Source organism: Streptomyces sp. NPDC005899, assembly GCF_040629645.1.
In the GTDB taxonomy this organism is placed as follows: Bacteria; Actinomycetota; Actinomycetes; order Streptomycetales; family Streptomycetaceae; genus Streptomyces.
In genome coordinates this window covers 21,242-44,259 of the sequence record NZ_JBEXWB010000013.1, presented here as the reverse complement: position 1 = coordinate 44,259, position 23,018 = coordinate 21,242, and the positions used below count along the sequence as shown (strand labels likewise).

Annotated in this window: 17 protein-coding genes; 14 read left to right on the top strand and 3 right to left on the bottom strand. The window is 72.6% G+C overall.

Annotated elements, in window-relative coordinates; translation table 11 throughout:
- Positions 1-13: 13 nt before the first annotated feature.
- The 10 genes from ABZ371_RS03460 to ABZ371_RS03415 all read left to right on the top strand — a co-directional run bounded on the left by ABZ371_RS03460 (position 14) and on the right by ABZ371_RS03415 (position 10,820).
- Complete coding sequence (locus ABZ371_RS03460; protein ID WP_358672908.1) at positions 14-895, top strand: TauD/TfdA family dioxygenase; 882 nt, start codon at positions 14-16, stop codon at positions 893-895.
- A complete protein-coding gene (locus ABZ371_RS03455) occupies positions 883-1,836 on the top strand; it encodes a 3-oxoacyl-[acyl-carrier-protein] synthase III C-terminal domain-containing protein (protein WP_358672907.1) in 954 nt (317 codons plus the stop codon). Before ABZ371_RS03460 ends, ABZ371_RS03455 begins: the two co-directional genes overlap by 13 nt.
- Positions 1,833-3,041 (top strand): hypothetical protein, encoded by a 1,209-nt coding sequence (locus tag ABZ371_RS03450; protein WP_358672906.1) that lies wholly within the window; start codon positions 1,833-1,835, stop codon positions 3,039-3,041. Before ABZ371_RS03455 ends, ABZ371_RS03450 begins: the two co-directional genes overlap by 4 nt.
- The gene (locus tag ABZ371_RS03445; protein ID WP_358672905.1) at positions 3,038-4,960 is read left to right on the top strand and encodes a phenylacetate--CoA ligase family protein; all 1,923 of its coding nucleotides are present in this window, start codon (positions 3,038-3,040) and stop codon (positions 4,958-4,960) included. Before ABZ371_RS03450 ends, ABZ371_RS03445 begins: the two co-directional genes overlap by 4 nt.
- Before the next feature lie 74 nt (positions 4,961-5,034).
- The gene (locus ABZ371_RS03440; RefSeq protein WP_358672904.1) at positions 5,035-6,030 is read left to right on the top strand and encodes an NADP-dependent oxidoreductase; all 996 of its coding nucleotides are present in this window, start codon (positions 5,035-5,037) and stop codon (positions 6,028-6,030) included.
- Positions 6,027-7,289 (top strand): MFS transporter, encoded by a 1,263-nt coding sequence (locus ABZ371_RS03435; RefSeq protein WP_358672903.1) that lies wholly within the window; start codon positions 6,027-6,029, stop codon positions 7,287-7,289. The genes ABZ371_RS03440 and ABZ371_RS03435 overlap by 4 nt, the downstream gene beginning before the upstream one ends.
- Before the next feature lie 57 nt (positions 7,290-7,346).
- Entirely contained in the window at positions 7,347-8,621 is a 1,275-nt protein-coding gene (locus ABZ371_RS03430; RefSeq protein ID WP_358672902.1) for a PLP-dependent aminotransferase family protein, read from the top strand.
- On the top strand, positions 8,618-9,883 hold the full coding sequence (locus ABZ371_RS03425; protein WP_358672901.1) for a M20 family metallopeptidase: 1,266 nt from the start codon (positions 8,618-8,620) through the stop codon (positions 9,881-9,883). Before ABZ371_RS03430 ends, ABZ371_RS03425 begins: the two co-directional genes overlap by 4 nt.
- On the top strand, positions 9,880-10,530 hold the full coding sequence (locus tag ABZ371_RS03420) for a hypothetical protein (RefSeq protein ID WP_358672900.1): 651 nt from the start codon (positions 9,880-9,882) through the stop codon (positions 10,528-10,530). Before ABZ371_RS03425 ends, ABZ371_RS03420 begins: the two co-directional genes overlap by 4 nt.
- Before the next feature lie 98 nt (positions 10,531-10,628).
- Positions 10,629-10,820 (top strand): hypothetical protein, encoded by a 192-nt coding sequence (locus tag ABZ371_RS03415; protein ID WP_358672899.1) that lies wholly within the window; start codon positions 10,629-10,631, stop codon positions 10,818-10,820.
- A 14-nt stretch (positions 10,821-10,834) separates the two neighbouring features.
- Here ABZ371_RS03415 and ABZ371_RS03410 read toward each other — a convergent pair whose 3' ends face one another.
- The 3 genes from ABZ371_RS03410 to ABZ371_RS03400 all read right to left on the bottom strand — a co-directional run bounded on the left by ABZ371_RS03410 (position 10,835) and on the right by ABZ371_RS03400 (position 16,259).
- Positions 10,835-13,891, bottom strand: coding sequence for a BTAD domain-containing putative transcriptional regulator (locus ABZ371_RS03410; RefSeq protein WP_358672898.1), 3,057 nt, complete (start codon positions 13,889-13,891; stop codon positions 10,835-10,837).
- A 255-nt stretch (positions 13,892-14,146) separates the two neighbouring features.
- Positions 14,147-15,322, bottom strand: coding sequence for a serine hydrolase domain-containing protein (locus ABZ371_RS03405; RefSeq protein ID WP_358672897.1), 1,176 nt, complete (start codon positions 15,320-15,322; stop codon positions 14,147-14,149).
- Between the two features lie 73 nt (positions 15,323-15,395).
- Positions 15,396-16,259: a helix-turn-helix transcriptional regulator gene (locus tag ABZ371_RS03400; RefSeq protein ID WP_358672896.1), complete on the bottom strand. Its 864-nt coding sequence runs from the start codon at positions 16,257-16,259 to the stop codon at positions 15,396-15,398.
- A gap of 523 nt (positions 16,260-16,782) precedes the next feature.
- Between ABZ371_RS03400 and ABZ371_RS03395 the strand changes: the two genes are divergently transcribed.
- The 4 genes from ABZ371_RS03395 to ABZ371_RS03380 are packed head-to-tail and all read left to right on the top strand — an operon-like array spanning position 16,783 to position 23,016.
- The gene (locus ABZ371_RS03395) at positions 16,783-19,296 is read left to right on the top strand and encodes a PEP/pyruvate-binding domain-containing protein (protein ID WP_358672895.1); all 2,514 of its coding nucleotides are present in this window, start codon (positions 16,783-16,785) and stop codon (positions 19,294-19,296) included.
- The gene (locus tag ABZ371_RS03390) at positions 19,293-20,549 is read left to right on the top strand and encodes a hypothetical protein (RefSeq protein WP_358672894.1); all 1,257 of its coding nucleotides are present in this window, start codon (positions 19,293-19,295) and stop codon (positions 20,547-20,549) included. Before ABZ371_RS03395 ends, ABZ371_RS03390 begins: the two co-directional genes overlap by 4 nt.
- Positions 20,546-21,328: an HAD hydrolase-like protein gene (locus ABZ371_RS03385; RefSeq protein ID WP_358672893.1), complete on the top strand. Its 783-nt coding sequence runs from the start codon at positions 20,546-20,548 to the stop codon at positions 21,326-21,328. The genes ABZ371_RS03390 and ABZ371_RS03385 overlap by 4 nt, the downstream gene beginning before the upstream one ends.
- Positions 21,325-23,016: an alkaline phosphatase family protein gene (locus tag ABZ371_RS03380; RefSeq protein WP_358672892.1), complete on the top strand. Its 1,692-nt coding sequence runs from the start codon at positions 21,325-21,327 to the stop codon at positions 23,014-23,016. Before ABZ371_RS03385 ends, ABZ371_RS03380 begins: the two co-directional genes overlap by 4 nt.
- The last annotated feature ends 2 nt before the right edge of the window (positions 23,017-23,018 follow it).

The window sequence follows — 23,018 nt, the reverse complement described above, 5'->3', positions numbered from 1 at the left end:
GAGACAAGACGACATGACCATGACCGAGACCGAGAGCGCTGTCCGGATCAACGACCTCACGCCCTTCATCGGGGCGGAGATGACCGGGGCGACGTACGAGGACCTCCTGGACCCGGTGCTCTGGGACAAGGTGACCACGCTGCTGCACGAGCGGGAGCTCGTCGTCATCCGCTCCCTGGACATCACCCCGCAGCAGCAGATCGAGCTGGCGAGCCGCATCGGCCGGCCCAAGCCCTTCCTGATGGCCAAGTACCGCCACCCGGAGCACGAGGAGATCATGATCTCCTCGAACGCGAAGAAGAACAACATGGCGATCGGTGTCGCCCGGGTCGGCAACTTCTGGCACCAGGACTCCTCCTACCAGCAGGAGGCGCCGCCCTACACGATGCTGCACGGGGTCGACGTCCCGGGCACCAGCGGCCACACCCTCTACGCCAACGCGGCCGACGTCTACGACCGCCTGCCCCAGGAGTGGAAGGAGAAGGTCGAGGGCCGCATCGCGGTGCACACCGTCTCCAAGCGCCAGCGGATCTCGTCCGAGCACGCGGGCCTGTCCATCGCCGAGTTCAAGGCACTGGTGGAGGAGCAGCACCCGCCCGTCCAGCACCCGCTGGTCAAGACGGACCCCACCACCGGCCGCCGCTACGTGTACGGCGCCCCGGAGTACATGGAGCGGGTGATCGGCTTCGACGCGAACGAGAACGAGGAGTTCTTCGCCCTGCTCGACCAGCTGATCCAGGACCCCGCCCACGTGTACGAGCACCGGTGGACCCCGCGTGACCTGGTGGTCTGGAAGTGCGAGCTCACCTACCACGCGGCCACCGCGGTCGCGCCCGGTGTGGACCGCACCGTGCACCGCGTGAGCATCGAGGCGAGGGAACCGTGGGCGGCATAGTCGATTTCGACGTCTGCTTCCCGTCCGCGACGGCGGACATCCGGGACATGCACCTGGTCTCGGGCGTGCCCGTCGCGGATCTCGCGGCCATCACCCACACCGAGTCGTTCCCGGTCCTCGCGGAAGGGGAGGCGTCCTCGGCCCTGGCCGCGCGGGCGGCCTCCCGGCTGCTGGACCGGCTCGGTACCGACCGGTCGGCCATCCGGGAGGTGATCTACGCGGGCTCCGGCGAGTGGGACGTGCCGTTCTGGTCGCCGGCCGCCAAGGTGGCCGATGAACTCGACATCAGGAACGCGCACTGCTACGAGATCGGCAACTTCTGCAACGCGGGCCTGACGGCGATCCGGCTGGCGGCCGACTCGTCCCGGCCGGGCGCGTACACGCTGGTCCTCCTCGGGGACCGGCTGAGCAGGATGGTGGACTACGGTGACCCGGATTCCAAGGCGCTCTTCAATTTCGGTGATGCGGGCGCGGCGGTACTGCTGGCGGATGACGGCTGTTCTTTCAGGGTCCTCCACTCGGCGATGCGCACCGATCCCCGCTGGTCCGACTACTACCACGGCGAGTGGCGCGACGGCCGTGTCGTCATCCGCCGGGGCGAGCACCGGCGGGGTCTCGCGACCGCCTACGTGGAGAACTTCACCCGCCTTGTCGGCGAGACCCTGACGGTGACGGGGCGCGAGATCGACGAGATCGCCTGGTTCCTGATCAACCAGGGCGACAAGGGGATGCACGAACGTCTGCTGAAGACCCTCGGCATCCCCGCGGAACGCAGCGTTTTCAACTACGGAAGGCTCGGCCACATGGGCGGAGCCGACACCTTGATCGCCCTGGACGACCTCATGGGGGAGAAGAAGCTCCGTGAGGGGGATCTGATCCTGCTGGCCACCAGTGCCATGGGATTCAGCTGGGGCGTCACAGCCTTGGAGTACTCCGGATGAAGATCCTCGTTGTCCACCAGGTCCCCTACCGCAAGATCTCCTACCACCTCGGCATCGACCACGACGCGCACGACGTGACGTACGTCGGCCGTCCCGCGTCGCTGCGGCAGATCCCCGGCGATCTGCGCTGCTCGCGCCTCCCGCTGGGTGAGGACGACGACCTGGTCGAGGGCGTGACGGCCCGCGTGCAACCGTCGGACGGCTACGAGAAGGTGCTGTCGCTCTCGGAGTTCGGGATCCTCGAGGCGGTGCACATCCGCCGCCACCTGGGGCTGCCCGGCCCCTCGGCGGCCCGCGTCGAGCTGGTGCGGGACAAGGTCCGGATGAAGGAGGCCCTCGCGGGGTCGGGGATCCGCCACCCCCGCTTCGTGGGCGTGCCGCCCGCCTGCGGGCCGCTGCCGTGGAGCGGGAAGACCGTGCTCAAGCCGCGTGCCGGCGCCTCCAGCGAGGGCGTCATGGTGCTGGAGACGGCCCGTGAGGCGCTCAGCGCCTACCGCAAGCTGCCCGCCCCGGGGGACTACCAGCTCGAGGAGCACATCGAGGGCGACATCCTGCACATCGACGGCCTGATGCGGGACGGCGATTTCCTGGAGCTGGCGACCAGCCGGTACGTCAACAAGCCGGTGGAGTTCGCGGGCGGGCTGCCGCTCGGCTCGCACCAGATCCCGCTGACCGAGGCGCACCGCGACCTCGCGCGGGAGGTCGCGGTCGCCCTCGGCATCGAGGACGGTTGCGTCCACCTGGAGGCCTTCCACACGGCCTCCGACGAACTGGTCTTCCTGGAGGTCGCCAACCGGGTCGGCGGGGCCGGCGTGGTCACCGCGCACGAGCGGCGCTACGGCGTCCACCTGCCGTCCCACGAGATCGCCGTACGGCTGGGGCTGGAGCGTCCGCCGTCGGCGCCGCCCAGCGGCCGCTACCACGGCTGGCTGGCCTTCCCCGGCCACCACCTCCCCGCCGGCACGGCCGAGGTCGTGCTCCCCGCGGGCCTCGCCGACCACCCGTGTGTGGACCGGCTGTACGTCCTGCCCTCCGACCGGCCGCTGCCCGGCCACATCACCTACCAGGAATGGGAGTGCCCTGTGTTCATCGAGGCCTCGCACACCGACGCCGAGGAGCTGGGGCGGTTCCTGCGCGCCTGCGCCGACGGCATCGCCGTCTCCTCCCGTTCCGGTGTCCCCGCCGAGTTGGGGAGCGCGGCATGACACGCCACTACCCGACCGACCTGCTGCTGGCCGTGGGCCGTGTCCAGCGCGACCTGGCCTCCGACACGGGGTCCGCGGTCGCCCGCCTCCTGAAGGAGAACGACCTCCTCGACCTGGGCTGCCTGTTCGACATGGAGGCGCTGGCGCAGGCGCTCGACGAGTCACTCGGCGGTCTGAGCCAGTTCCCCTACCGCCCGCTGACCGACACCGGGGACGTCTGGGAGCAGACGCCGGTGGGCCACGTCCTCCTCGACGACACCAGGGCCGGCAACACCCTCCGCGGTCTGCTGCTGGCCTGGGCCATGGGCAACCCGGTCACCGTCCGCACCTCCCGCCCCGGTCTGTGGCGCGCGGTGTTCGACGTGCTGCGCGAGCCCGGTTTCCCGCTGCCCGCCGCGGACACCGCCGAGCCCGGGGAGCCGGCCGAGGGCGTCCTGGTCACCGTTCCGGACCTCGTGGTGCTCGCCGGCGACTCGGCGACCGCCTCGGGCGAGCTGTTCGCGGGCTCCGGTCGCCCGGGGGTGCCCTCCGTCCGTATCCGGCCCAGGCCCGGCGCGGACGGCCCGCAGGCCCCCGTCGCGGACCTCGACTGCCGCTCGCCGTGGTTCCGCGAGCTGTTCACCTCCGTCTACCTGGCCGGCACCTCGCTGGACGCCGCGCGCCACGGCGACCCCGACAGGGCCGCGCGCATGGACGCCCGCATCCGCTACCTCGTCGGAATGGCCCGCCGCACGGCTCACTACGCCGACCTGCCGCGGGTCGACGGGATGGCCGACCTGGCCCGGCTGCCCGTCCTGGAGAAGGAGGCGCTGGAAGCCGGTTCGCTGCCCCGCGCCCGGGCCATGTCCAGCGGTGACGTCCCGAGCGGCGAGGTGCTGCGCAGCGGGGCCTCCGGCGGGGAGCCGCGGTACATCGTGTACTCGCGGACCGACTGGGAGAACATGGTCCGCGAGGCCATCCCCCTGCTGCGGGCACTGGGCATCCACAACGGTGACCGGGTCCTCAACGCGCTGGTCGGGGGCAGCCTCTACGGCGGACTGATGACGACGTCGAGCGAGCTGACCCGGATGCGGGTGGAGGCATTCTCGGCCGGCCAGCAGGTCACCGCGGACATGATGCTGATGCTGACCCGCGACTTCTCGGTGAACGTCCTGCTGGGCCAGCCCGCCGTGGTCCTGCCGCTGCTCCGCGAGGCGAGGCGGAGGGACCCCGGGCTGCGCCTGGAGAAGGTCGTCTACGGCGGCACCCCCATGACCGAGTCCGACAAGCAGTGGCTGCGCGACGAACTCGGCACGCGCTCCATCACGAGCATCCTGGCCGCCAACGACGGCGCGCAGATCGGTTACCAGTGCGACCGGCTCGGCGGCACGCTGCACCACGTCAACGACGACTACAACCTCGTCGAGGTCGTCGGTGAGGACGACCTGCCCCTGCCGGACGGGGAGACCGGGCACCTGCTGATCACCTCGATGCAGAAGTTCGAGGGACCGCTGATCCGCTACCGCATCGGTGACATGGGCCGGGTGGACGTCCGTGACTGCCCCTGCGGGGTGTCCGGACGCGTGCTGGAGTACCTCGGGCGCAGCGACGGCCTGCTGAAGTTCAAGTCGGCGACCGTGCTCTACGGAGACATCTTCGCGGTGCTGGAACCCTTCCGGGTGTCCCAGCTCCAGGCGGAACTGATGACGCGGGAGGGCACCGAGACGCTCGTGCTGCGCACCGAGTCGCGCGACGACCTGGACCCCGAGGTCCTGCGGGCCGCGCTCACCGAGGCCATCGCCCCCCTGGGTGACACCACCCTCTACGGCGGGGGACTGCGGATGTTCGAACTCGTCGTCGAGTGCCACCCCGAGGGGGCGCTGGAGCGGAACGCGGTCAGCGGCAAGATCCGGACCGTCATCGACCGCCGGCTGGGGTGACGGCTCCACCGGCACGGCCCACCCCCCACCGCCCCTCTCCGCCCTTCCCACCCGCACATTCCTGGAGTCCCCTGATGTCACAGACGGCACGCTTCGTCCAGCAGGTGAGCCGGCCCGACGGCCGGCCGACCGGCGCCGAGTTCCGGTTCACCCAGGAGCCGGTGCCGGTCCCGGAGCCGGGCACCGCGCTGGTCGAGAACGTCCTGCTCTCCGTCGACCCGTACATGCGCGAGAACATGGACGGGGACTGGGAGCTGTCCACCCCGCTGGAGGGCCGCTCCATCGGCCGCGTGACCGACTCCAGGACGGGCGGACTGGCCGAGGGGGACCTGGTGTTCCACCGCCAGGGGTGGCGCACCCACGCCGTGGTGCGGCCCGAGGACGTACGCGTCCTGCCGCAGGTGCCCGGCGTACCGCCCGAGACGTACCTGGGCATCTTCGGCGGCACGGGGCTCACCGCCTACGTCGCCCTCGCCCGGATCGCCCGGCTCGTCCCCGGTGAGACGGTGTACGTCTCCGCGGCGGCCGGGGGCGTGGGCAGCGCGGCGGGGCAGCTGGCACGCCTCATGGGTGCCGGGCGGGTCGTCGGCAGCGCGGGTTCCCCGGCCAAGGTCCGCCTGCTGACGGAGGAGCTGGGCTTCGACGCCGCGTTCGACCACCGGGCCGGGCGGCTCCCCGAGCAGTTGGCGAAGGCGGCGCCCGACGGGATCGACGTGTACGTCGACAACGTGGGCGGCGGGCACCTGGAGGCCGCGATCGGCGCGATGCGCGAGTACGGGCGGATCGCCTGGTGCGGCGCCATCGCCCAGTACGACTCGGCCGAGCCCCCGGCCGCGCCCCGCAACCTGTTCGACCTGGTCGAGAAGAGCGTCAGGCTGGAGGGCTTCCTCGTCCGCAACCACCGTGACGCGCAGGAGGAGCTGGAGCGGTTCCTGCTTCCGGCTCTCGCCGCCGGCACGGTCACCGACCGGCACACGGTCACCGAGGGCTTCGACGGGATCGTCGACGCCTTCCTGGGGATGCTCGACGGTGGCAACACCGGCAAGGCGATGGTCCGGGTGACGTCATGATCCTGCGGGACACCACGGCGCGCACCATGCTCGGCTCGATGCTCGTCTCCAGCATCGGCATGGGCCTGTACACGCTGGCACTCGGCCAGACACTGTTCCAGCAGACCGGCGACGCCCAGGCGTTCGCCATGATCTTCGCCCTCCAGGGTCTGGGGGCGGTGGCGGTGCTCCCCTTCTCGGGGCCGCTCGTCGACGCCTTCGACTCCAGGATCGTCTACGTCCTGTGCAGTCTCCTGCGCGCGCTGACGGTGGGTGTCATCGTGGTGGCGCTCTCCACCGGCGACGGTGGGGTGGTGGGCGTGGTGGGGACGGCCGCCGTGTTCCTGGCGGTCTTCGACAACGTGCAGCGCACCGCCTTCTTCAAGTTCACCGCGCACCACATCGCGGGGGACCGCGCCGTGGCCTTCAACAGCCTCATCGGCATCGCGATCCAGGCCGGCAGCCTGATCGGCATGGCGGCGCTCGGCCTGGTCCTCATGATCGGCACGGCCACCCAGGCGCTCCTGGTCGACGTGGTGGTCTCCCTGGTGGCGGCCCTGGTGGTCTCGCGGCTGCGGGCACCGCGTCAGGAGTCGGCGGGACGGCTGCGCGAGAGCACCCTGCGCTCGGCGCTGCCCGAGATGCTCCGGGACTGGGCGGGACTCTTCAGCAGGCACCGCCACGAGGTGGTCGTGTTCGCCATGGTGGTGATGTGCGCGGGCGACTTCGTGTACTCCTACGGCCTCTCCACCCTCGTGGTGCCCCTGGTCGACGCCTGGCACGGCGGGCAGTCGTGGGCCGTGTCGGCCCTGGAGGGCACACTGGGCGCCGGGATGATCGCCGCGACCGCCTTCACCCGCTGGACGGTGCGCCTGCCGCTGCTGCCGGTCTGGGTGTCGCTCCAGGCGCTGATCGCGGCGGGGCTGGCCTACACCACCACCCCGGCCCTGCACTACGCGGGGTTCTTCCTGGCCGGCTTCGCCAACCTGAACGCCATCACGCTGCTCCTGACCCTCCTCCAGCAGCACGCCGGTCCCGTGGACAAGGCCAAGATGGCATCGCTGCGGCTGCTGGCGATCGGTGTCGGCACGGCCGCCCTGATGCCCGTGGTCGGCCTCGCCGCACGCCAGTCGCTCACCGCCGCCTTCCTCACCATCGCCGCCCTGCTGGTGCCGTTCGCGGCCTGCGGCCTGTGGGGCGCGCTGCGCTTCCGCCCCCGGACCGCGGACAAGGCCGCGGACGAGGCCCAGCGGCAGCCGGAGCTGACGCCCGCCGCCTGAGCCGCCGCGCCCCGACCGCGCACTCCCCCGCCTTCGCCCGAGCCACCAGGAGACGTCATGCTCTCGTTCCAGCCGTCCTCGCCCCCGGATACGGTGCCCTCCCCGCCGCTGCTCTTCGCCGACCGGACGCACCGGATGGTGCCCTCCGAGACCAGGGCGCTGTTCTCGATGGCCGCCCGGGAGGACGTCGTCTCCCTCGCCGGGGGGATGCCCAGCCCGGAGGCGCTGCCCGCGGAGGCGCTGGGCGCCGTCCTTCAGGAGGTGCTCGCCGCCGAGGGGCCGAGCGTCCTCCAGTACGGCTCCGCGCAGGGCGACCTGGCGCTGCGGGAGCGGATGTGCGAGGTCATGGCGGCCGAGGGTGTCGAGGCGACACCGGACGAGGTGCTGGTCACGGTCGGCTCGCAGCAGGCGCTGGACCTGGTGACCCGTGTCTTCGTGAACCCCGGGGACAGCGTGGTGACCGAGGGCCCCACCTACGTCACCGCGCTCAGCACCTTCGCGGCCCACCAGGCGCGGGTCGTCGAGGTCTCCATGGACCGCGACGGGGTGGTCCCCCAGGCCCTGGCCGACACCTTCGCCCTGCTCGCCGCCGAGGGGCGCCCGGCCAAGTTCTTCTACACGGTGCCGACCTTCCAGAACCCCACCGGCCTGGTGCTGGGCGCGGACCGGCGCACGGAGGTCCTGGAGGTCTGCCGGCGGGCCGGCGTCCTGGTCGTCGAGGACAACCCGTACGGCCTGCTGCACTTCGGCGAGCGTCCGCACCGGGCCCTGTGCGCCGACGCCCCCGACGGGGTGATCTACCTGGGCTCGTTCTCCAAGACCCTGGCGCCCGGACTGCGCGTGGGCTGGGTCCGTGCCCCTCGCACCGTGACCGGGAAGCTGGTCCTCGCCGCGGAGAGCGCGATGCTCTCCCACTCCCGGCTCACCCAGCGGACGGTGAGCCGCTTCCTGGAGACCAGGTCCTGGCAGGGGCACCTCGCCCTGGCGCGGAACCTCTACCGCGACCGCCGGGACGCCATGCTCGGCGAGCTGGCCGCCACCATGCCGGAGGGGGTGTCCTGGACGGTGCCCGCCGGGGGGTTCTTCGTCTGGCTGACCCTGCCGGGGAACCTCGACGCGCGGGCGATGCTGCCCCGGGCGATCGACGGCGGGGTGGCCTACGTGCCGGGCACCGGGTTCCACACCCGGGGCGGCGAGCGGAATCTTCGGCTCTCCTACTCCTACCCCTCCGTGAGCCAGGTCCGCGAGGGCGTGCGGCGGCTGGCCGACGTCATCCACGCCGAGCCGGAGAGCCGCGGCGCGGCCCGCCTGCGGGAAGTGGTGGCGCGATGAGCGGGCGGTGTCCCACCGACGGACTGCTGGACGACGCGCGAGAGGTCCAGGGCGACCTGGTCCGGCTGCGGCGGACCCTGCACGCCAGGCCCGAGGTGGGTCTGGACCTGCCGCACACCCAGGAGGCGGTGCTCCGGGCACTGGACGGGCTGGGGCTGGAGATCACCACGGGGCGGCGGCTGAGCTCCGTGACCGCCGTGCTGCGCGGTGCCCGGCCCGGCCCGACGGTGCTCCTGCGGGGCGACATGGACGCGTTACCGGTGACCGAACGCACCGGACTGGACTTCGCGGCGGGCAACGGCGCCATGCACGCCTGCGGGCACGACCTGCACACCGCCATGCTGGCCGGCGCCGCCCGGCTGCTCTCCCACCACCGGGGCCGTCTCGCCGGTGACGTCGTCCTGATGTTCCAGCCCGGCGAGGAGGGCCACGACGGGGCGCACCACATGTTGGAGGAAGGGATCCTGGACGCGTCGGGGACCCGGCCGGTGGCGGCCTACGCCCTGCACGTCACCGCGTCCGGGCGGCCGTCGGGCCGGTTCAGCGCCCGGGGCGGCCCGACCATGGCCGCCGTCGACAACCTGACCGTCACCGTCCGCGGGGCCGGCGGGCACGGGGCCATGCCGCACTCGGCGAAGGACCCGGTGCCAGCCGCGTGCGAGATGGTCGTGGCGATGCAGACCAGGGTCACCCGCGCGTTCGACGTCTTCGATCCGGTCGTGGTGACGACCGGCTCCTTCCACGCGGGGACCCAGAACAACATCATCCCGGACACCGCGGTCTTCGAGACGACCGTCCGCACCTTCTCCCCCGAGGCCCGGGAGCGGGCCGGGCGGGTCCTGGCGGAGGTGTGCCACGGCGTGGCCGCCGCGCACGGGATCGAGGCGGAGGTGCGGTGGCAGCCCCTGTACCCGGTCACCGTCAACGACCCGGCCGCGGTGGACACCGTCGCCCGTACCGTCTCCGAGCTCTTCGGTGAGGACGGTTACGAGACCCTGCGCCGGCCGATGACGGGGTCGGAGGACTTCTCCCGCATCGTGGACGAGATACCCGGCGCGATGGTCTTCCTCGGTGCCACGGCTCCCGGCGCCGACCCGGCGACGGCGCCCGACAACCACTCCCCGCTCGCCGACTTCGACGAGTCCGTGCTCGGCCCGGGAGCCGCCCTGTACGCGGCGCTGGCCGCCGGACACCTGCACGACACCACCACCGGCGGCCCGGGCCCGTCCGGCGGAGCCGGCCCACGAACGAGGCGGTCATGATGCGTCATCCCCGCAGAGTCCTGCTGCTGACCCCCGACGCCGGCCTGGTCCGTGCCGTATCGGACACCGGGCTGGAGGCCTGGGCGCTCCACCGCTCCGGCGGCACCCCGTCCGGGGCCGACCACGGTGTGCCGCCGGAGCGGACGCTGACCGACGAGGACCCGGCCCGGACCCTGAGGGAGCTGGCCGCCGACGTCGGCGCCGAGCACGGCATCGACTTCGTCCTGTGCGGCGGCGACGCCGAGCCGGCCGTGCTCGACTTCGTCCGGGGCCTCGTCCCCCCGCGGGCGGACACGGGCACCTGGCTCCCGGACAGGGCCGAACTGCGGCAGCTCCTCGACGACTCCCCGGCGCCGCCCACCGCGACGGGCGACGACGGCCCGGCACCGGTGTGCCACGTCGACACGGTGTCCGTGGACGGCATGCACCTCCTGCTGGACATCTCCTGGCCCGACTCGGTCGCGCCCTTCGGGGCGCCGGAGCGGGGCGGCGTCCGCGAGATGGTGCGCAGTGTGCTGGACCTGATCGGCCACGAATCGGGAGGTATGCGGACGAGCATGGCGCTGACGGCGGACGGTCCCCGCCCCGTGGAGATGACCAGGACACCGTTCCTGGTCGCTTCCCTGACGGCGGGAACGACGCGGTAACCGCTCAGGAACGGCTCCGGGCACCTTGGGATCCATCGAGAGCGGGCCGGAAGCCCGAACCGCTCATCCCGTACCGCAGACCTCCCAGGAGCGCGAACATGAGCGAGACCTCGAACACGAACCCGGTCCGGACCGCACGCGGCGTCGCCGGTGTGATCGCGGCCCTGATGATGACCGGGCTCGCGCTCACCGTGGTCACCGCCAACGACGTGCCCGGCAGCGGAGCGACCGGCGCCACGGTGGTGCTCGCCAACAACGCCGGCCCCGCCACCCCGCCCGTCTCCCCCTGAACGCGCCCGCCCGCTCAGGCCGACACGGCCCGCGGGTTCCGGACACCCATGAGCGCGTACAGACGGCCGGCCTCGGCCAGACGCTCCTCGGCCGCCTCCGCGTCGCCGAGCAGCTCCAGGGACCGGGCGAGACCGGTGAGAGCGGACGCCTCCTCCGAGCGGAAGCCCATGTCCACCGCGGCACGGTGGGCGTGTCGGTGCAGCTCCAGGGCCGACGCGTGATCACCCAGCGCGCCCCGCAGGTGGCCGATGATGTTCTCCACCTCCGCCAGCCGCACCGGAGTGGCACCGGTGCGTGACAGTTCCAGCGCCCGCACCGCGAAGCCCTCGGCGTCGGCGGTCCTGCCCCGGGCGTGTGCCACGTGGGCGGACAGCGCCAGCACCAGACCGACATCCCCCGGAGCCGTGCGCATCTCGCTCAGCCGTCGCGCCTCCTCCAGGCTCGCGTCGGCCTCCTCCAGCTCGCCGAGGCCCACCTGGGCGAAGGCGAGGTCCGTCAGCGCCATGACCAGGTTCCCGTGGTAGCCGAGCTCGCGGCTGATCTCCAGGGACCGGCGGGCGGTCTGCGCGGCCTCGGCGTACCGGCCCCACTTCTCGTACAGCGTGCTCAGCGTGGACAGCCCCTCGGCCTCCGCGCGGGTGGCACCCAGCTTCTCGGACCTGGCCACGGCCTCGCTCAGCAGCGTGAGGGCCTCCTCGTAGCGGCCGAGCATCGACGCCAGCAGTCCGATGGTCGACTCGCTGTGGGCCTGGATGCGCCGGTCACCGAGGGACAGGGCGACCTCCCTGGCCTCCTGCGCGGCTTCCAGCCCGCTCTCGAACCGGCCCACCTTCCAGCAGGCCACCCCGACGTTCGACAGGGTGACGCAGAGGAGATGCGCGTCGCCCAGCCCGCGGGCGGCGGTCAGCGCGGTCCGGCAGACGTCCCACATCTCGTCGAACTGGCCGCGCGCGTTCAGATGGAAGCTGAGGTTGCGGGTGAGGCAGACGGTGTGCCGGTGCAGCCCGTTCAGCTCCGCCAGGGAGACGGCCGCCAGCAGCCCGCTGTGCTCACGGTCGAACCAGGCGCGCGCCGCCTCGGCGTCCGCGAGGGGCGGCAGGCTCCCCTCGTACGGCGGGATGCCGGTGTCGCGCTGCTCCCGGCCCGGGAAGAGGGTCCGGCAGGCGACGTCCGTCGCCGTGAGGTAGTAGCCGAGCAGCCGTTCCACCGCCGCCGAGTCCTGGTCGGCCGTCCCGGGCCCGAACAGGCTCCGGGCGAAGCTGCGGACCAGGTCGTGCAGGGTGTAGACGCCGACCCCCGGCTGCTGCACCAGCCGCATGTCCAGCAGGATCTCCAGGGTCGACTCGGCGTCGTGGACGTCGGTGCCGAGCACGGCGGCCGCCGAATACACGTCGATCCCGGTGCTCGGGTGGAGTCCCAGGGTGCGGAACGCGGCCCGCTGCCGCACGTTGAGCGCCATGTAGGACAGGTGCAGCGTCGCCGCGACACTGCGCTGCGGGGAGCGCAGCTCGTCGAGCCTGCGGGTCTCGTCCCGGAGGCGTTCGGCGAGGTAGCGCAGCGTCCACGAGGAGCGGTTGCGCAGCCGGGCGGTGGCGATCCGCAGGGCCAGGGGCAGGTGTCCGCAGAGCTCGGCCAGCTCGGCCGCCGACTCGGGTTCGGCCTCGACCCGGTCCGCCCCGAGCGTCGCCGCGACCAGGGCGGCACTGTCCTGAGGCGTCATCAGGCCGACGGAGACCCAGTTGACCCCGTCGAGGTCGAGCAGCCGGGAGCGGCTGGTGATCAGGATGAGGCAGCCCGGGGAGGCGGTGAGCACCGGGATGACCTGTTCGGCGTGGGCCGCGTTGTCCAGGAGCAGCAGCAGTCTGCGGCCGGCGACGGTGGCCCGCCACAGGTGTGCCCTGGCCTGGGGGTCACCGGGGATGCGGTCGTCGCTGACGCCGAAGGAGCGCAGCAGGTGGTCGAGCGCCGCGCCGGGCGGCACCGGGGGCTGTTCGCCCGGTGTGAAGCCCCGCAGGTCCACGTAGAGCTGGCCGTCGGGGAACCGGTCGGCGAGCTGGTGGGCCGCCCACACCGCGAGCGAGGTCTTCCCCGAGCCGCCCATGCCGTCGACGGCCACGACGACGGTGGAGCGGTCGCCGGCGTCGGACGCGCGGGCGTAGCCCAGCAGCTCGGTCAGTTCCCGCTGGCGGCCGGTGAAGTCGGGCAGGGGCTCGGGCAGGGTGCAGACCGCGAGCGGCTGGGCCGGGGGTCTCTCCTGGGCGGGCGGTGGCGGCTGCGCCAGGAGCAGTCCGGGCTCGTCCCGCAGGATGTCCTCGTAGAGCTTGGCCAGCGGGGGGCCCGGGTCCACGCCCAGCTCGTCGGCGAGGATCTCGCGGACCCGGGCGTACTCGTTCAGCGCCTCGGCCTTCCGCCCCGTGCGGTACAGGGCAAGCATGAGGTGACCGTGGAAGGTCTCGCGGAGCGGGTGCGCGGCGACGAGGGTCCTGAGGTCGGCGACGAGCTCGCCGCTCTGGCCGAGTGCCAGCCGCAGGTCGAAGAGGTCCTCCGTGGCCACCAGCCGGCGCTCCTCCAGCACGGTGGCGGCCGACTCGATGACCGCTCCGCCCTGGCCGGAGAGGACCGCCCCGTGCCACAGCGCGAGCGCGGCCTCCAGTTCGGCGGCCGCCTCGGGCCGCCGGTCCTCGCGCAGGGCCTCCTCGGCGGCCCTGACGCGGTCGTTGAACTCCAGCAGGTCGAGCTGCGCGGCGGTCACGGTGATGCGGTAGCCGCTGCCCTCGGTGGAGATGACCCCGTCACCGGGGATGCGGCGCCGCAGGTCGGAGACCGCCTTGCGCACCTGGTGCGAGGCGGTCGCCGGCGGGTCGTTCTCCCAGGCCGCCTCGACGAGGCGGGGCATGGGCACCACCCGGCCGGGCTCCAGGAGCAGGACGGACAGCACCCGCTCCTGGACCGCCCCGCCCAACGAGAGCCTCGTCCCGCCGGCCGACGCCTCCAGCGGCCCGAGGATCCCGAAGCGCAGGTCCTCAGCCCCGGGTATCGCCTCTGGTGATTTCGTTCCTTCTGTATGCATGTCTCGCCCCCGTGTCCGCCGGACAGGCCCCTTGTGGGGGCACCGCCCGGTCGATGATATTGGCTCGCCCGTCCGGACAGGTAGGAATCAGGGCGCCCCCGGATGCGCGGGCGTGCCCCGCGGCGTGGGCCCGCGCGGGCCGTGCCGTGGCGCCGGGACGGGACCGGCCTCGCCGCTCGTGACGGCGGCGCCCCTCGACCGGGGGCGGAAGGGCGTTCCGGGCCGGACATCGCCGGCACCGGACGCCGGGTGGTCCTACCCGCGGCCGCGGACGGCCGAGACCACCTCGTCGATCAGCAGGGTGTTCTCCTCGTCCGCGCTGTCCCCGAGGGCGAACCGGCTCCGGACGTAGGCGTAGCTCAGGCTCATACAGGGGCTCGCGAACGCCATCGCACCGGCCGCGCCCCCGTGGCCGAAGGCGTCCGCGCCCAGCGCCGGGTGACGCTCGCCGAGGGGCTGGAACCCCAGGGCGAAGCTGCTCTCGCCGCCGCCCACCAGGTCGGTCCCCTCCGAGTGGATCCGGGTGAACGTCTCGATGGTGTCCGGGGCGAGCAGCGCGGCTGCGCCGTCCAGGGCGCCGATGGTCGCGGCGTAGGCGGCCGCCACCCCCCGGGCGGAGGCCACGCCGCCCGCCGAACCCTGACCGAGGGCCCTGGTGAGCCGGAAGTTCGGGAAGGGCGAGAGGTCCGGGAGGTGAACCGTGCTGAAGGCGATCTCGCCGAGCCTTCGCGACTCCTGCGCGGGCTCCTCGGCACCCGGCTCGGGCACCGCGGGGGTCACCGGCAGGTAGCGGGGCTCCAGTTCCTCGGGGAGTCCCAGGAAGAAGTCGGCGCCGCTGGGCCGCCGGACACGCGTCTCCCACCAGTCCTGCAGGCTCCGCCCGGTGACCCTGCGGACGACCTCGCCCAGGAGGGCGGCGATGACGAGCCCGTGGTAGCCGAAGGCCGTTCCGGGTGTCCAGTACGGGGCCTGCGCGGCGAGGCGTCCGGCCATGAGCCGGTCGTCGGCCAGCTCCTCGATCGTGAACACCTCGTCGACACCGACCACACCCGCCTGGTGGGCGAGCACCTGCCGCAGCGTGATCCGCTCCTTGCCGGCCTGGCCGAACTCCGGCCAGTACGCGGAGACCGCCCGGTCCAGGTCGAGCACGCCGTCCTGGACGAGCAGGGCCACGACGATGTACGCGGCCCCCTTGCTCACCGAGAACACGCCGGTCAGGGTGTCCCCGTCGACCCCGGGGCCTGCCCAGAGGTCCACGAGGCGCACCCCGTCGCGGTGGACCGCCAGTTGCAGCCCGGTCGGCCGGGGCTGCTCCCGCACCACGTGCGCGAATGCCTCGCGCACACCCTCGAAGCCGGCGTGCACCTGCCCGTGCACCTGCGCCCGCCCGTGCGGTAGCGCCTCGTAGGTCCCCTGATGCCTCGTCAACATGCCTCCCTGTCGTTCCCATGCGGATGCGGTCGCTCAGTTCTGCCCGGATGGTCGCGGAGGCATGCCGACGTGCCTACGCGTGCGCATCGTCGGTCCCGCTGGGCGGGGACGCTAGCAGGTAACCGGCCTGGAAGCGGCTCTGGGCCCCCAACTCCTCCATCACGTCGGCGATGTGCCGGCGGCAGGTGCGCACCGACATCCCCAGGCGCGATGCGATGGAGGCGTCCGTCATGCCCTCGACGAGGAGGCGGACGATGGCCTGCCGGACGTCGCCGGCGACCCCGGCCCGCGCGGCGGGGGCGCCCGTGCAGGGGTCGGCCGAGAGCCACAGCCGCTCGTAGGTCTCCACGATGAAGGCGACCGTGTGCGGCTCGCGCACCACCACCGCTCCCAGGGGGTTGGCGGCCAGGGAGATGACGGCCGTCTCCGCGTCGAAGACGAGCAGGCGGCTGAAGTGGTCGTCCAGGGTCCGCACCTGCGCCCCCAGTTCCAGCATGTGATCGATGTGGGCCGCCGTGCAGGAGCTGAAGCGGGCGGTGTGCTGGTAGAGGACGCGCATCCGCACACCCCGGTCCAGGACCTCACGGTCCCGGGGCTCCGCCTCCCTGAGGCTTCCCTCGTCGCGGCCTCCTCCCGGTTGGGCCGTGAGTATCTCGGTGCGGGACCGCGCGGCCAGGTCGGTGATGACCTCGCGGACCTGGCCGAGGTCCTCCAGCACCTCGAACCTGCTCTCCCGCTCCCGGGAGTACTGGCTCGACTGGAAGACCGGCAGGAAGGCCATGATCGACTCCCGCTTCCGCTCCGCGAGAGCGCGGCGGGTGCGGATGTCGCGGTCGAGGGGGCCGACCACCCCGGCCACGGCCTCCTCCGGGGCCACCGCCCGGAGTTCGTCCCCGGGGCCTCCCCGCAGCAGTCCCAGGCCGATGAGTTCCCGCACGGCCTCATTCACCTGAGTGGTGGGCCAACCCGTACGCGCACTGATGGAATTGGCCGAAAGTGTATGTTCGGCGGCGCATTGCAGCGCATATTCATACACCGCCCGTAGTGTCTCTTCCGGTGTTCCGCTTATGTCCGCATTGGCGATTTTCCCCATCATTCCCCCCAGTCCGTGCCATGGCAGCATGCTGCCATGCAGCTTGCTGCTCCATTCTGCCCACACATGCCTCTGCGAGCTCTGGCATGGTGATTCATCCCGCCGTTCCGTCGCACAAGGGGGTGCGCACGACGGGCGGGTGAACAGGAATCAATCAGCACACGTCCGAAGAAGGCATTTCGATGCGCGCTTTATGTGAGGTGTCCGTCATGGGCGGCGTCACGGCCGGCAGCCACGGCGGGGAGTACGCGTTCACGGGCCGCGTCCCGGACACCGGCTGGGGCTGACACGCCTTCGGCCGGCGTCCGCGCCGGCCCCTCCGGATCCCTCCCAGACCATCCGCCGAGAACGAGCAACGGGACGACCCATGATTCTGACCGGTTCCGAGATCGAGCGAGAACGGACGAACGGCCGCATCACCATAGAGCCGTTCACTCCGGAGCAGGTCAACCCGAACAGCTACAACTTCCGTCTCGGCAGGACCCTGCGGACCTACCGGGACACACCGCTGGACGCCCGGCGCACGAACGAATTCGAAGAGATCACGATCCCGGACGACGGGTTCGTCCTGGAACCCGGCCGCCTCTACCTCGCGCACACCGTCGAGGTGCTGGGCAGCGAGCACTACGCGCCGACGTTCGCGGCCCGCTCCTCGGTCGCCCGGCTCGGGCTCTTCATCAACCTGTCCGCCAGCCTGGGCGACATCGGCTACACGGGTCAGTGGACGCTGCAGCTCTACACCATGAACCGGGTCCGGGTGTATCCCGGCATCAACATCGGCCAGATGATGTGGTGGCGCCCGCAGGGTGAGATCGTCCTGTACGACGGCAAGTACCAGGGTTCCGTCGGGCCCCGTTCCAGCGACATCCACGTCGACTTCGACAAGCAGTTCGCCCGCCAGCGCTTCCCCGGGCTGGGCGCCAGCGCCGACGGGGCCGAGGTGGGGCCGAAGTTCGCCCAGCTGTCCGCGTCCAGTCACGACTTCCGGGTGCCGGCCGCCTTCTGCGTACCCGCCGGTGAGTTCACCGACGCGCTGACCGCCGAGCAGAACACCGCGCTCGCCGACGCCTTCGGCGACCTGAAGGCCACCGTCGGCGCCTTCTTCACCGACTCCGTCGCGAAGATCCAGAAGATCGGGGCCGAGATCCGGCTCCCCGAGGCCGCCCGCGCCCTGCTGACCGTCCGGCTGAACGAGATGTTCCCCGCCCTGGAGGGCACGGAGACCGAACTGGCCGTGCGGTCCTCCGGCCTGGACGAGGACACCGAGGGCTCCAGTCTCGCCGGCATCCACCAGTCCGTCCTCGGCGTCACCGGGGTCGAGGCCGTCGTCGACGCCGTCGAGCAGTGCTGGCGCTCGTACTACGAGGCACCGGCCGTCGCCGCGCGCGTCCGGGCCGGTCTCTTCTCGCCCACCCCCCGCCTCGCCGTGATCGTGCAGAGGCTGGTGCGCCCGGCCTACGCGGGTGTCGCGTTCACCGGCCTCGACGGCGACCGGGACCTCGTGTCCGTCGAGTACGTCGAGGGCCTCGCCGACGAGCTCGTGGCCGGGGTGGCCGTACCCCGGCGCACCGACTCGGCCGAGCTGACGGCAGGAGGGCCGGAGCGCGAACCGGCCGAGCACGACGTCCTCGTCGAGGTCGTCGGCCTGGCCCGGCGCCTGCGCGAGAAGCGCGGCCACGACGTGGACGTCGAGTGGGCGGCCGACGCGGACGGCGTCCACCTCGTCCAGGTGCGCCCGCTGACCGCCTCCCGCGACGTCTCCCGGACTTCCGCCGAACCGGTCGTCGAGGCGCACCCGCTGTACACCGCCGACCTCCCCGCCGGCTTCGGCCTCGGCGCGGTGGCCGCCGTCTACAGCGGATACACCGCCAAGCGCGGGCCCGCCCACCGGCTGGCGCACGCGCACGGGGTGTCCACCGGCGCGGGCTGGGTCCTGCGCTTCAACGGGCTCGGCCTGCACGGCGCCGAAGGCGTGGCCGCCCTGCGCGAGACGCTGTCGGGCGGTACCGACGAGTGCGTACTGGACTTCGGTGACACCCTGCGCCAGATCGTGGTCCCCAAGGAGGACGTGGCCCGCCAGCTGGCCGTCACCACCGGGGCGACCGGGGACGGCACCGGGCTGCACACGGTCGTCGTACGCGACTTCATACGCGGCGAACTGGGGGTGATCTCCCGCCGGGCGGGCGCCGGCGGCCTCGTCGTCGAGTACACCGACGAGGGACTCATGGCGCTGAACCGCGGCACCGCGGGCGGCGAGGCCATCATCGTCCCGGACGTCTCGGCGGGCTTCGACGACGGCGCCGACGTCACCTGCCCGGCCGGCGGGGAGGTCCTGCTCCCGCACCTCGGCGAACTCGCCCGCTTCACGGGGGCGATGCACGCCGAGCACGGACCGGTGACCCTCGAATGGGTCCTGGACCGGGGCACGCTGTACTTCGTCGACTACTCCGTGCTCGGCGGCGACGACACCGTGTCCGTCACGCACGGGGAGGTCTGCATCTCCCCCGGCACCGCCAGGGGCCCGCTCCTGCGCCTGGACGACGACGCGCTGCTGCGCCGCCTCTCCATCGGCCCGGCCGTGAGCATCGACAAGTCCCAGGACGTCACCGAGCACGAAGGGCTGGCACGCGTCCTGGCCCTGGTCAGGTCGTACGACGAGAAGCCCGTGATCAGTGCCGCACGGCCCTACGCGGTGCTCTCGGTCCTGCTCGACCACGTGGCCGGATTCGTCTTCGACCAGGGCTCCGCGCTGGGGCACCTGGCCATCCTGCTGCGCGAGGCCGGGATACCGGCGGTGACCGCCGCGGGCGTCTCAGGGACCGAGGCAGTGATCAGTGACGGCACGGTCGCCACGACCGGCCACGAGGGAGAACGACCGTGAGCGACACCACCCCGTCCGCCGCCCCCGAGGACACCACCGCCGGACGGCGGGCCTGGCTCGTCCTGGGCGGGCTGCACCTCCTCAACGGCACGGCCCCCCTGTCCGCCACCGACCCCGTGGTCCTCGTGGAGCTCGGCGCCCCCGTGGAACAGGACTTCCCCAGCAACACCGTCGTCCTGCGCTGGGACCGGCTCGGCGCACTGGAACTGGCGGTGCGCACGGTCGACGGCACCCGCCGGCACAGCGCGAAGGCCCGCGGGGAGGAGCTCTTCCCCGGCATGCTGGTGGGCGGCGCCCTGCGCGAGGCGGTCACCGCCGTCACCGGCCTGCCCGCCGGCCCCCTCGTCCCGCTCTTCTACGTCACCGCGGACGGCGACCGGGCCCATGTGCACAGCCAGATCCGCTTCCTCGCGGAGGACGCCTGCTTCATCCGGATCACACCCGAGCCCGTGGCCACGGCGGACGTCGAGACCCTCGGGTGGCTGGCGGACGCGGTCCGGCTGCACGGGGAGAGCTTCCTCTTCCTCAACAACCACCAGCGCTACTACCGCAAGTGCTTCCAGGGCCAGGAACTCGAGTACAAGTACACGCTCGCCCCGCCGGTGGACGTCTGGACGCTGACGGTCGAGCTGTACCAGGACCTGCTGAACGGCCGGCTGCCCGGCTACATCATGGAGTACCGGGACGAGTACCAGGCATGGGACTACCTCAACCACCTCTTCGAGGTCACCGGCCCCACCGACGCCGAACTCGGCTACGCCTCCTTCATCCCCACCACCGACGGCAAGCACCTGCTCAAGCGGAAGTGGTACGCGCAGGACACCTTCGACCGCCGGGAGAGCCACACCTACGGGCTGGACCTGGCGGACGACGGGGGCTTCGAACGCCACATCACCGAGGAGCTGAAGGTCGAGGCCGTCCGCCTGCCCTCCTTCCGGCGGGTCCGCTACGACGTGAACTTCGAGTCGGTGCGCACCGGGCACGTCTACGGCATCTTCTTCGACCACTGCAGCCTGGTCGAGGCCCGCGAGGTGACGCTCAACCAGTGCGAGCTGGAGTACCTGCGCAGCCGGGTCGCCGTCGAGCCCGACCCGGACGAGGTGCTGGCCGAGATGGACGAGATCGCCGTCCGGCTGGAGTCCTTCCTCCGGGCGCGCGGCCTCGACGCCGAGCGCGGCTTCTACTCCAAGCGCACCTTCCTCAAGGACGCCGTCGCCGCCCGGCCCGAGCTGGCCCGGAAGGTCGGCCGATGACGGACGCCGCCGTGCGGGCGGTCCTGCTCGACCTGGAGGGCACCCTGTACGCCCGGGGCCGTGCGATCGAGGGCGCGGCCGAGGCGGTGGCCGAGCTGCGCGAGCTGGGCGTGGGGCTGCGTTTCCTGACCAACACCGACTCGAAGCCGGCGGAGCGCATCCAGGCGGAGCTGGCCGGTTACGGGCTGGACGTGGCGGCGGACGAACTCTTCACACCGGTGGTGGCGGCCGCGCAGCTGCTGTCGGCCGCCGGTGCCCGCACCTATCCCCTGGTCTCGCGGGAACTGCGCGAGGTGCTGCCGACCCTGGTGGACGAGCCCCCCTACACCCACGTACTGATCGGCGACTGCCGGGACACCCTGGACTACGCCGCCCTCGACGGCGCCTTCCGGGCCGTACGGGGCGGGGCCCGCCTGCTCGCCCTCCAGACGGGGCGCTACTTCAAGCGGGCCGACGGGGACCACCTGGACACCGGCGCGGTGGTCGCGGCCGTCGCCTACGCCTCCGGAGCCGAGGCCAGGGTGCTGGGGAAGCCGGCCACCGACTTCTTCGAACTCGCCGCCGCCTCGCTCGGCCTGCCGGTGTCCGCGTGCGTGGTGGTCGGGGACGACGCCACGACCGACATCGCGGGCGGCCTCGCCGCCGGGTGCCGGACCGTCCAGGTGCGCACGGGCAAGTACGAGGACCAGCGGGCCGAAGGGCTGACCGGGCGGGCCACCCACGAGGTGGACTCCGTGGCGGCGATCGGGCCGCTCGTACGGGACCGGGGCCTGGTATGACCGTCTACTGGGTGGTCTGGGACGCCGGAGCGCACTGGGTGGTGGACCGTCTGGAGCGGGAGGGCGCCCTGCCCGCGGTGACCCGGATGCGCGAGCGCGGCGTCTTCGGCGCCGCGCGGCCCGCACGCCCCAACTGCCAGACGCCGCCGTCCCTGGCGACGCTGTTCACCGGCACCTGGCCGGCGGAGCACCAGGTCACCGGTTACACCGTGCCGGGGGCGGGCGACGGTGTCGCCAGCCACGTCAGCGGCTTCGCCCCGGTCTTCCCGGCCACGCCGCCGGTGTGGGAGGCGATGTCCGAGAACGACCTGACCAGCGCGCTGGTCCACGTCCCCTGGGTCTTCGGGGCCCACGACCGCGTCGGACCGCACGTCGACGGCGCGGTGGAGGCGTACAGCGGCCGGCTGGCGCCGTACGCGCTGCACACGCTGGAGTCCCGTCCCGGCGCACAGCGGTGGGAGATCGGCACGTTCCGCGTGGAGGCCGCCGTGGAGCACGACGCGGGCGGCACGGCGCGGGTGCGGATCACCGGCGGCGAGCGGCTGCGGCTCGTCGCGGACGAGGGGTGGCAGCCCCTGGTCCTGGACCGGTACCACGGCACCTGGGTGCGCTGCCTGCGGGTGGCGGGCCGGCTGGTGCTGGTGCACACCGGGGTGTGGAAGGCGCGTACCGCCGGACGCAACCCCAAGCTGCTGCACCGCTTCGGGCAGTGCCCGCCCTTCGCGGGCGAGGGGGTGGGCCGGCTCTACCGAGGGGCGGCGTTCGGCCCCCGGCTGGCCGAGGGCGGGGACGGTTCGGCCGAGGAGGTCTTCCTGTCCTCCGTTGAGTGCGTCGCCCGGTCCTTCGGCGCGGCGGCCGAGGCGGCCCTGGAGACGCACGACGCCGACCTGGTCGTCATCTACCTGCCGATGACCGACGACGTGGGCCACGAGTTACTCGGCTGGTGCGACGAGCGGAGCGCGGCGCACCGCCCGGACATCTCCGCCCGGGTGTGGTCGTACGTCCGGCGCTGCTACGCCTGGTCGGACACGATCCTCGGGCAGGTCCTCGACCGGGCCGGGCCCGAGGACACCGTGGTGCTCGGAGCCGACCACGGGATGGTCGGCAGCACCCATCTGGTGCACCTCAACGACCGGCTGGTCGACGCGGGCCTGGCGGCCCGTGACGTCGACGGGGACCTCGACACGGAGGGCTCCCAGGTCTTCTACCACCCGGCGAACAACGGTTCCCTCTGGGTCGCCGAGGGCACGGCCGACGATCCCGCGAAGGTCAGCCTGGTGATGTCACGCGCGCGGGAGGCGCTGTCCTCGATCACCGACCCCGAGACGGGCCGCCGGGTGGTGGCCGGCTTCCTCGACAGCGACGGCGAACCGCTCAGTGGCGCGCGGGCCGACGCCGAGGTGGCCTACGTCGCCCTCGCGGACGACTACCAGCCCAGTGCCCAGCTGCTGGGCGAGGGCCCCACGGTGCGGCGGCTGGCCAAGACCGGGGCGCACGTGGTCAACACCGGTGACAGCAGGCTGCACGCGGTCCACGCGGCGGTCGGCCCCGGCATCCCGCCGGGCTCCGCAGCGGGGCCCGTCGACAACACCCTGGTGGCCGCCCTGGTCCTCGGCCAGCTCGGCCTGGGCGCCGGCGCCGAGGCTCTGTACCGCACCGGCCTCCCCGAACCGACCGACGAAAGATGATG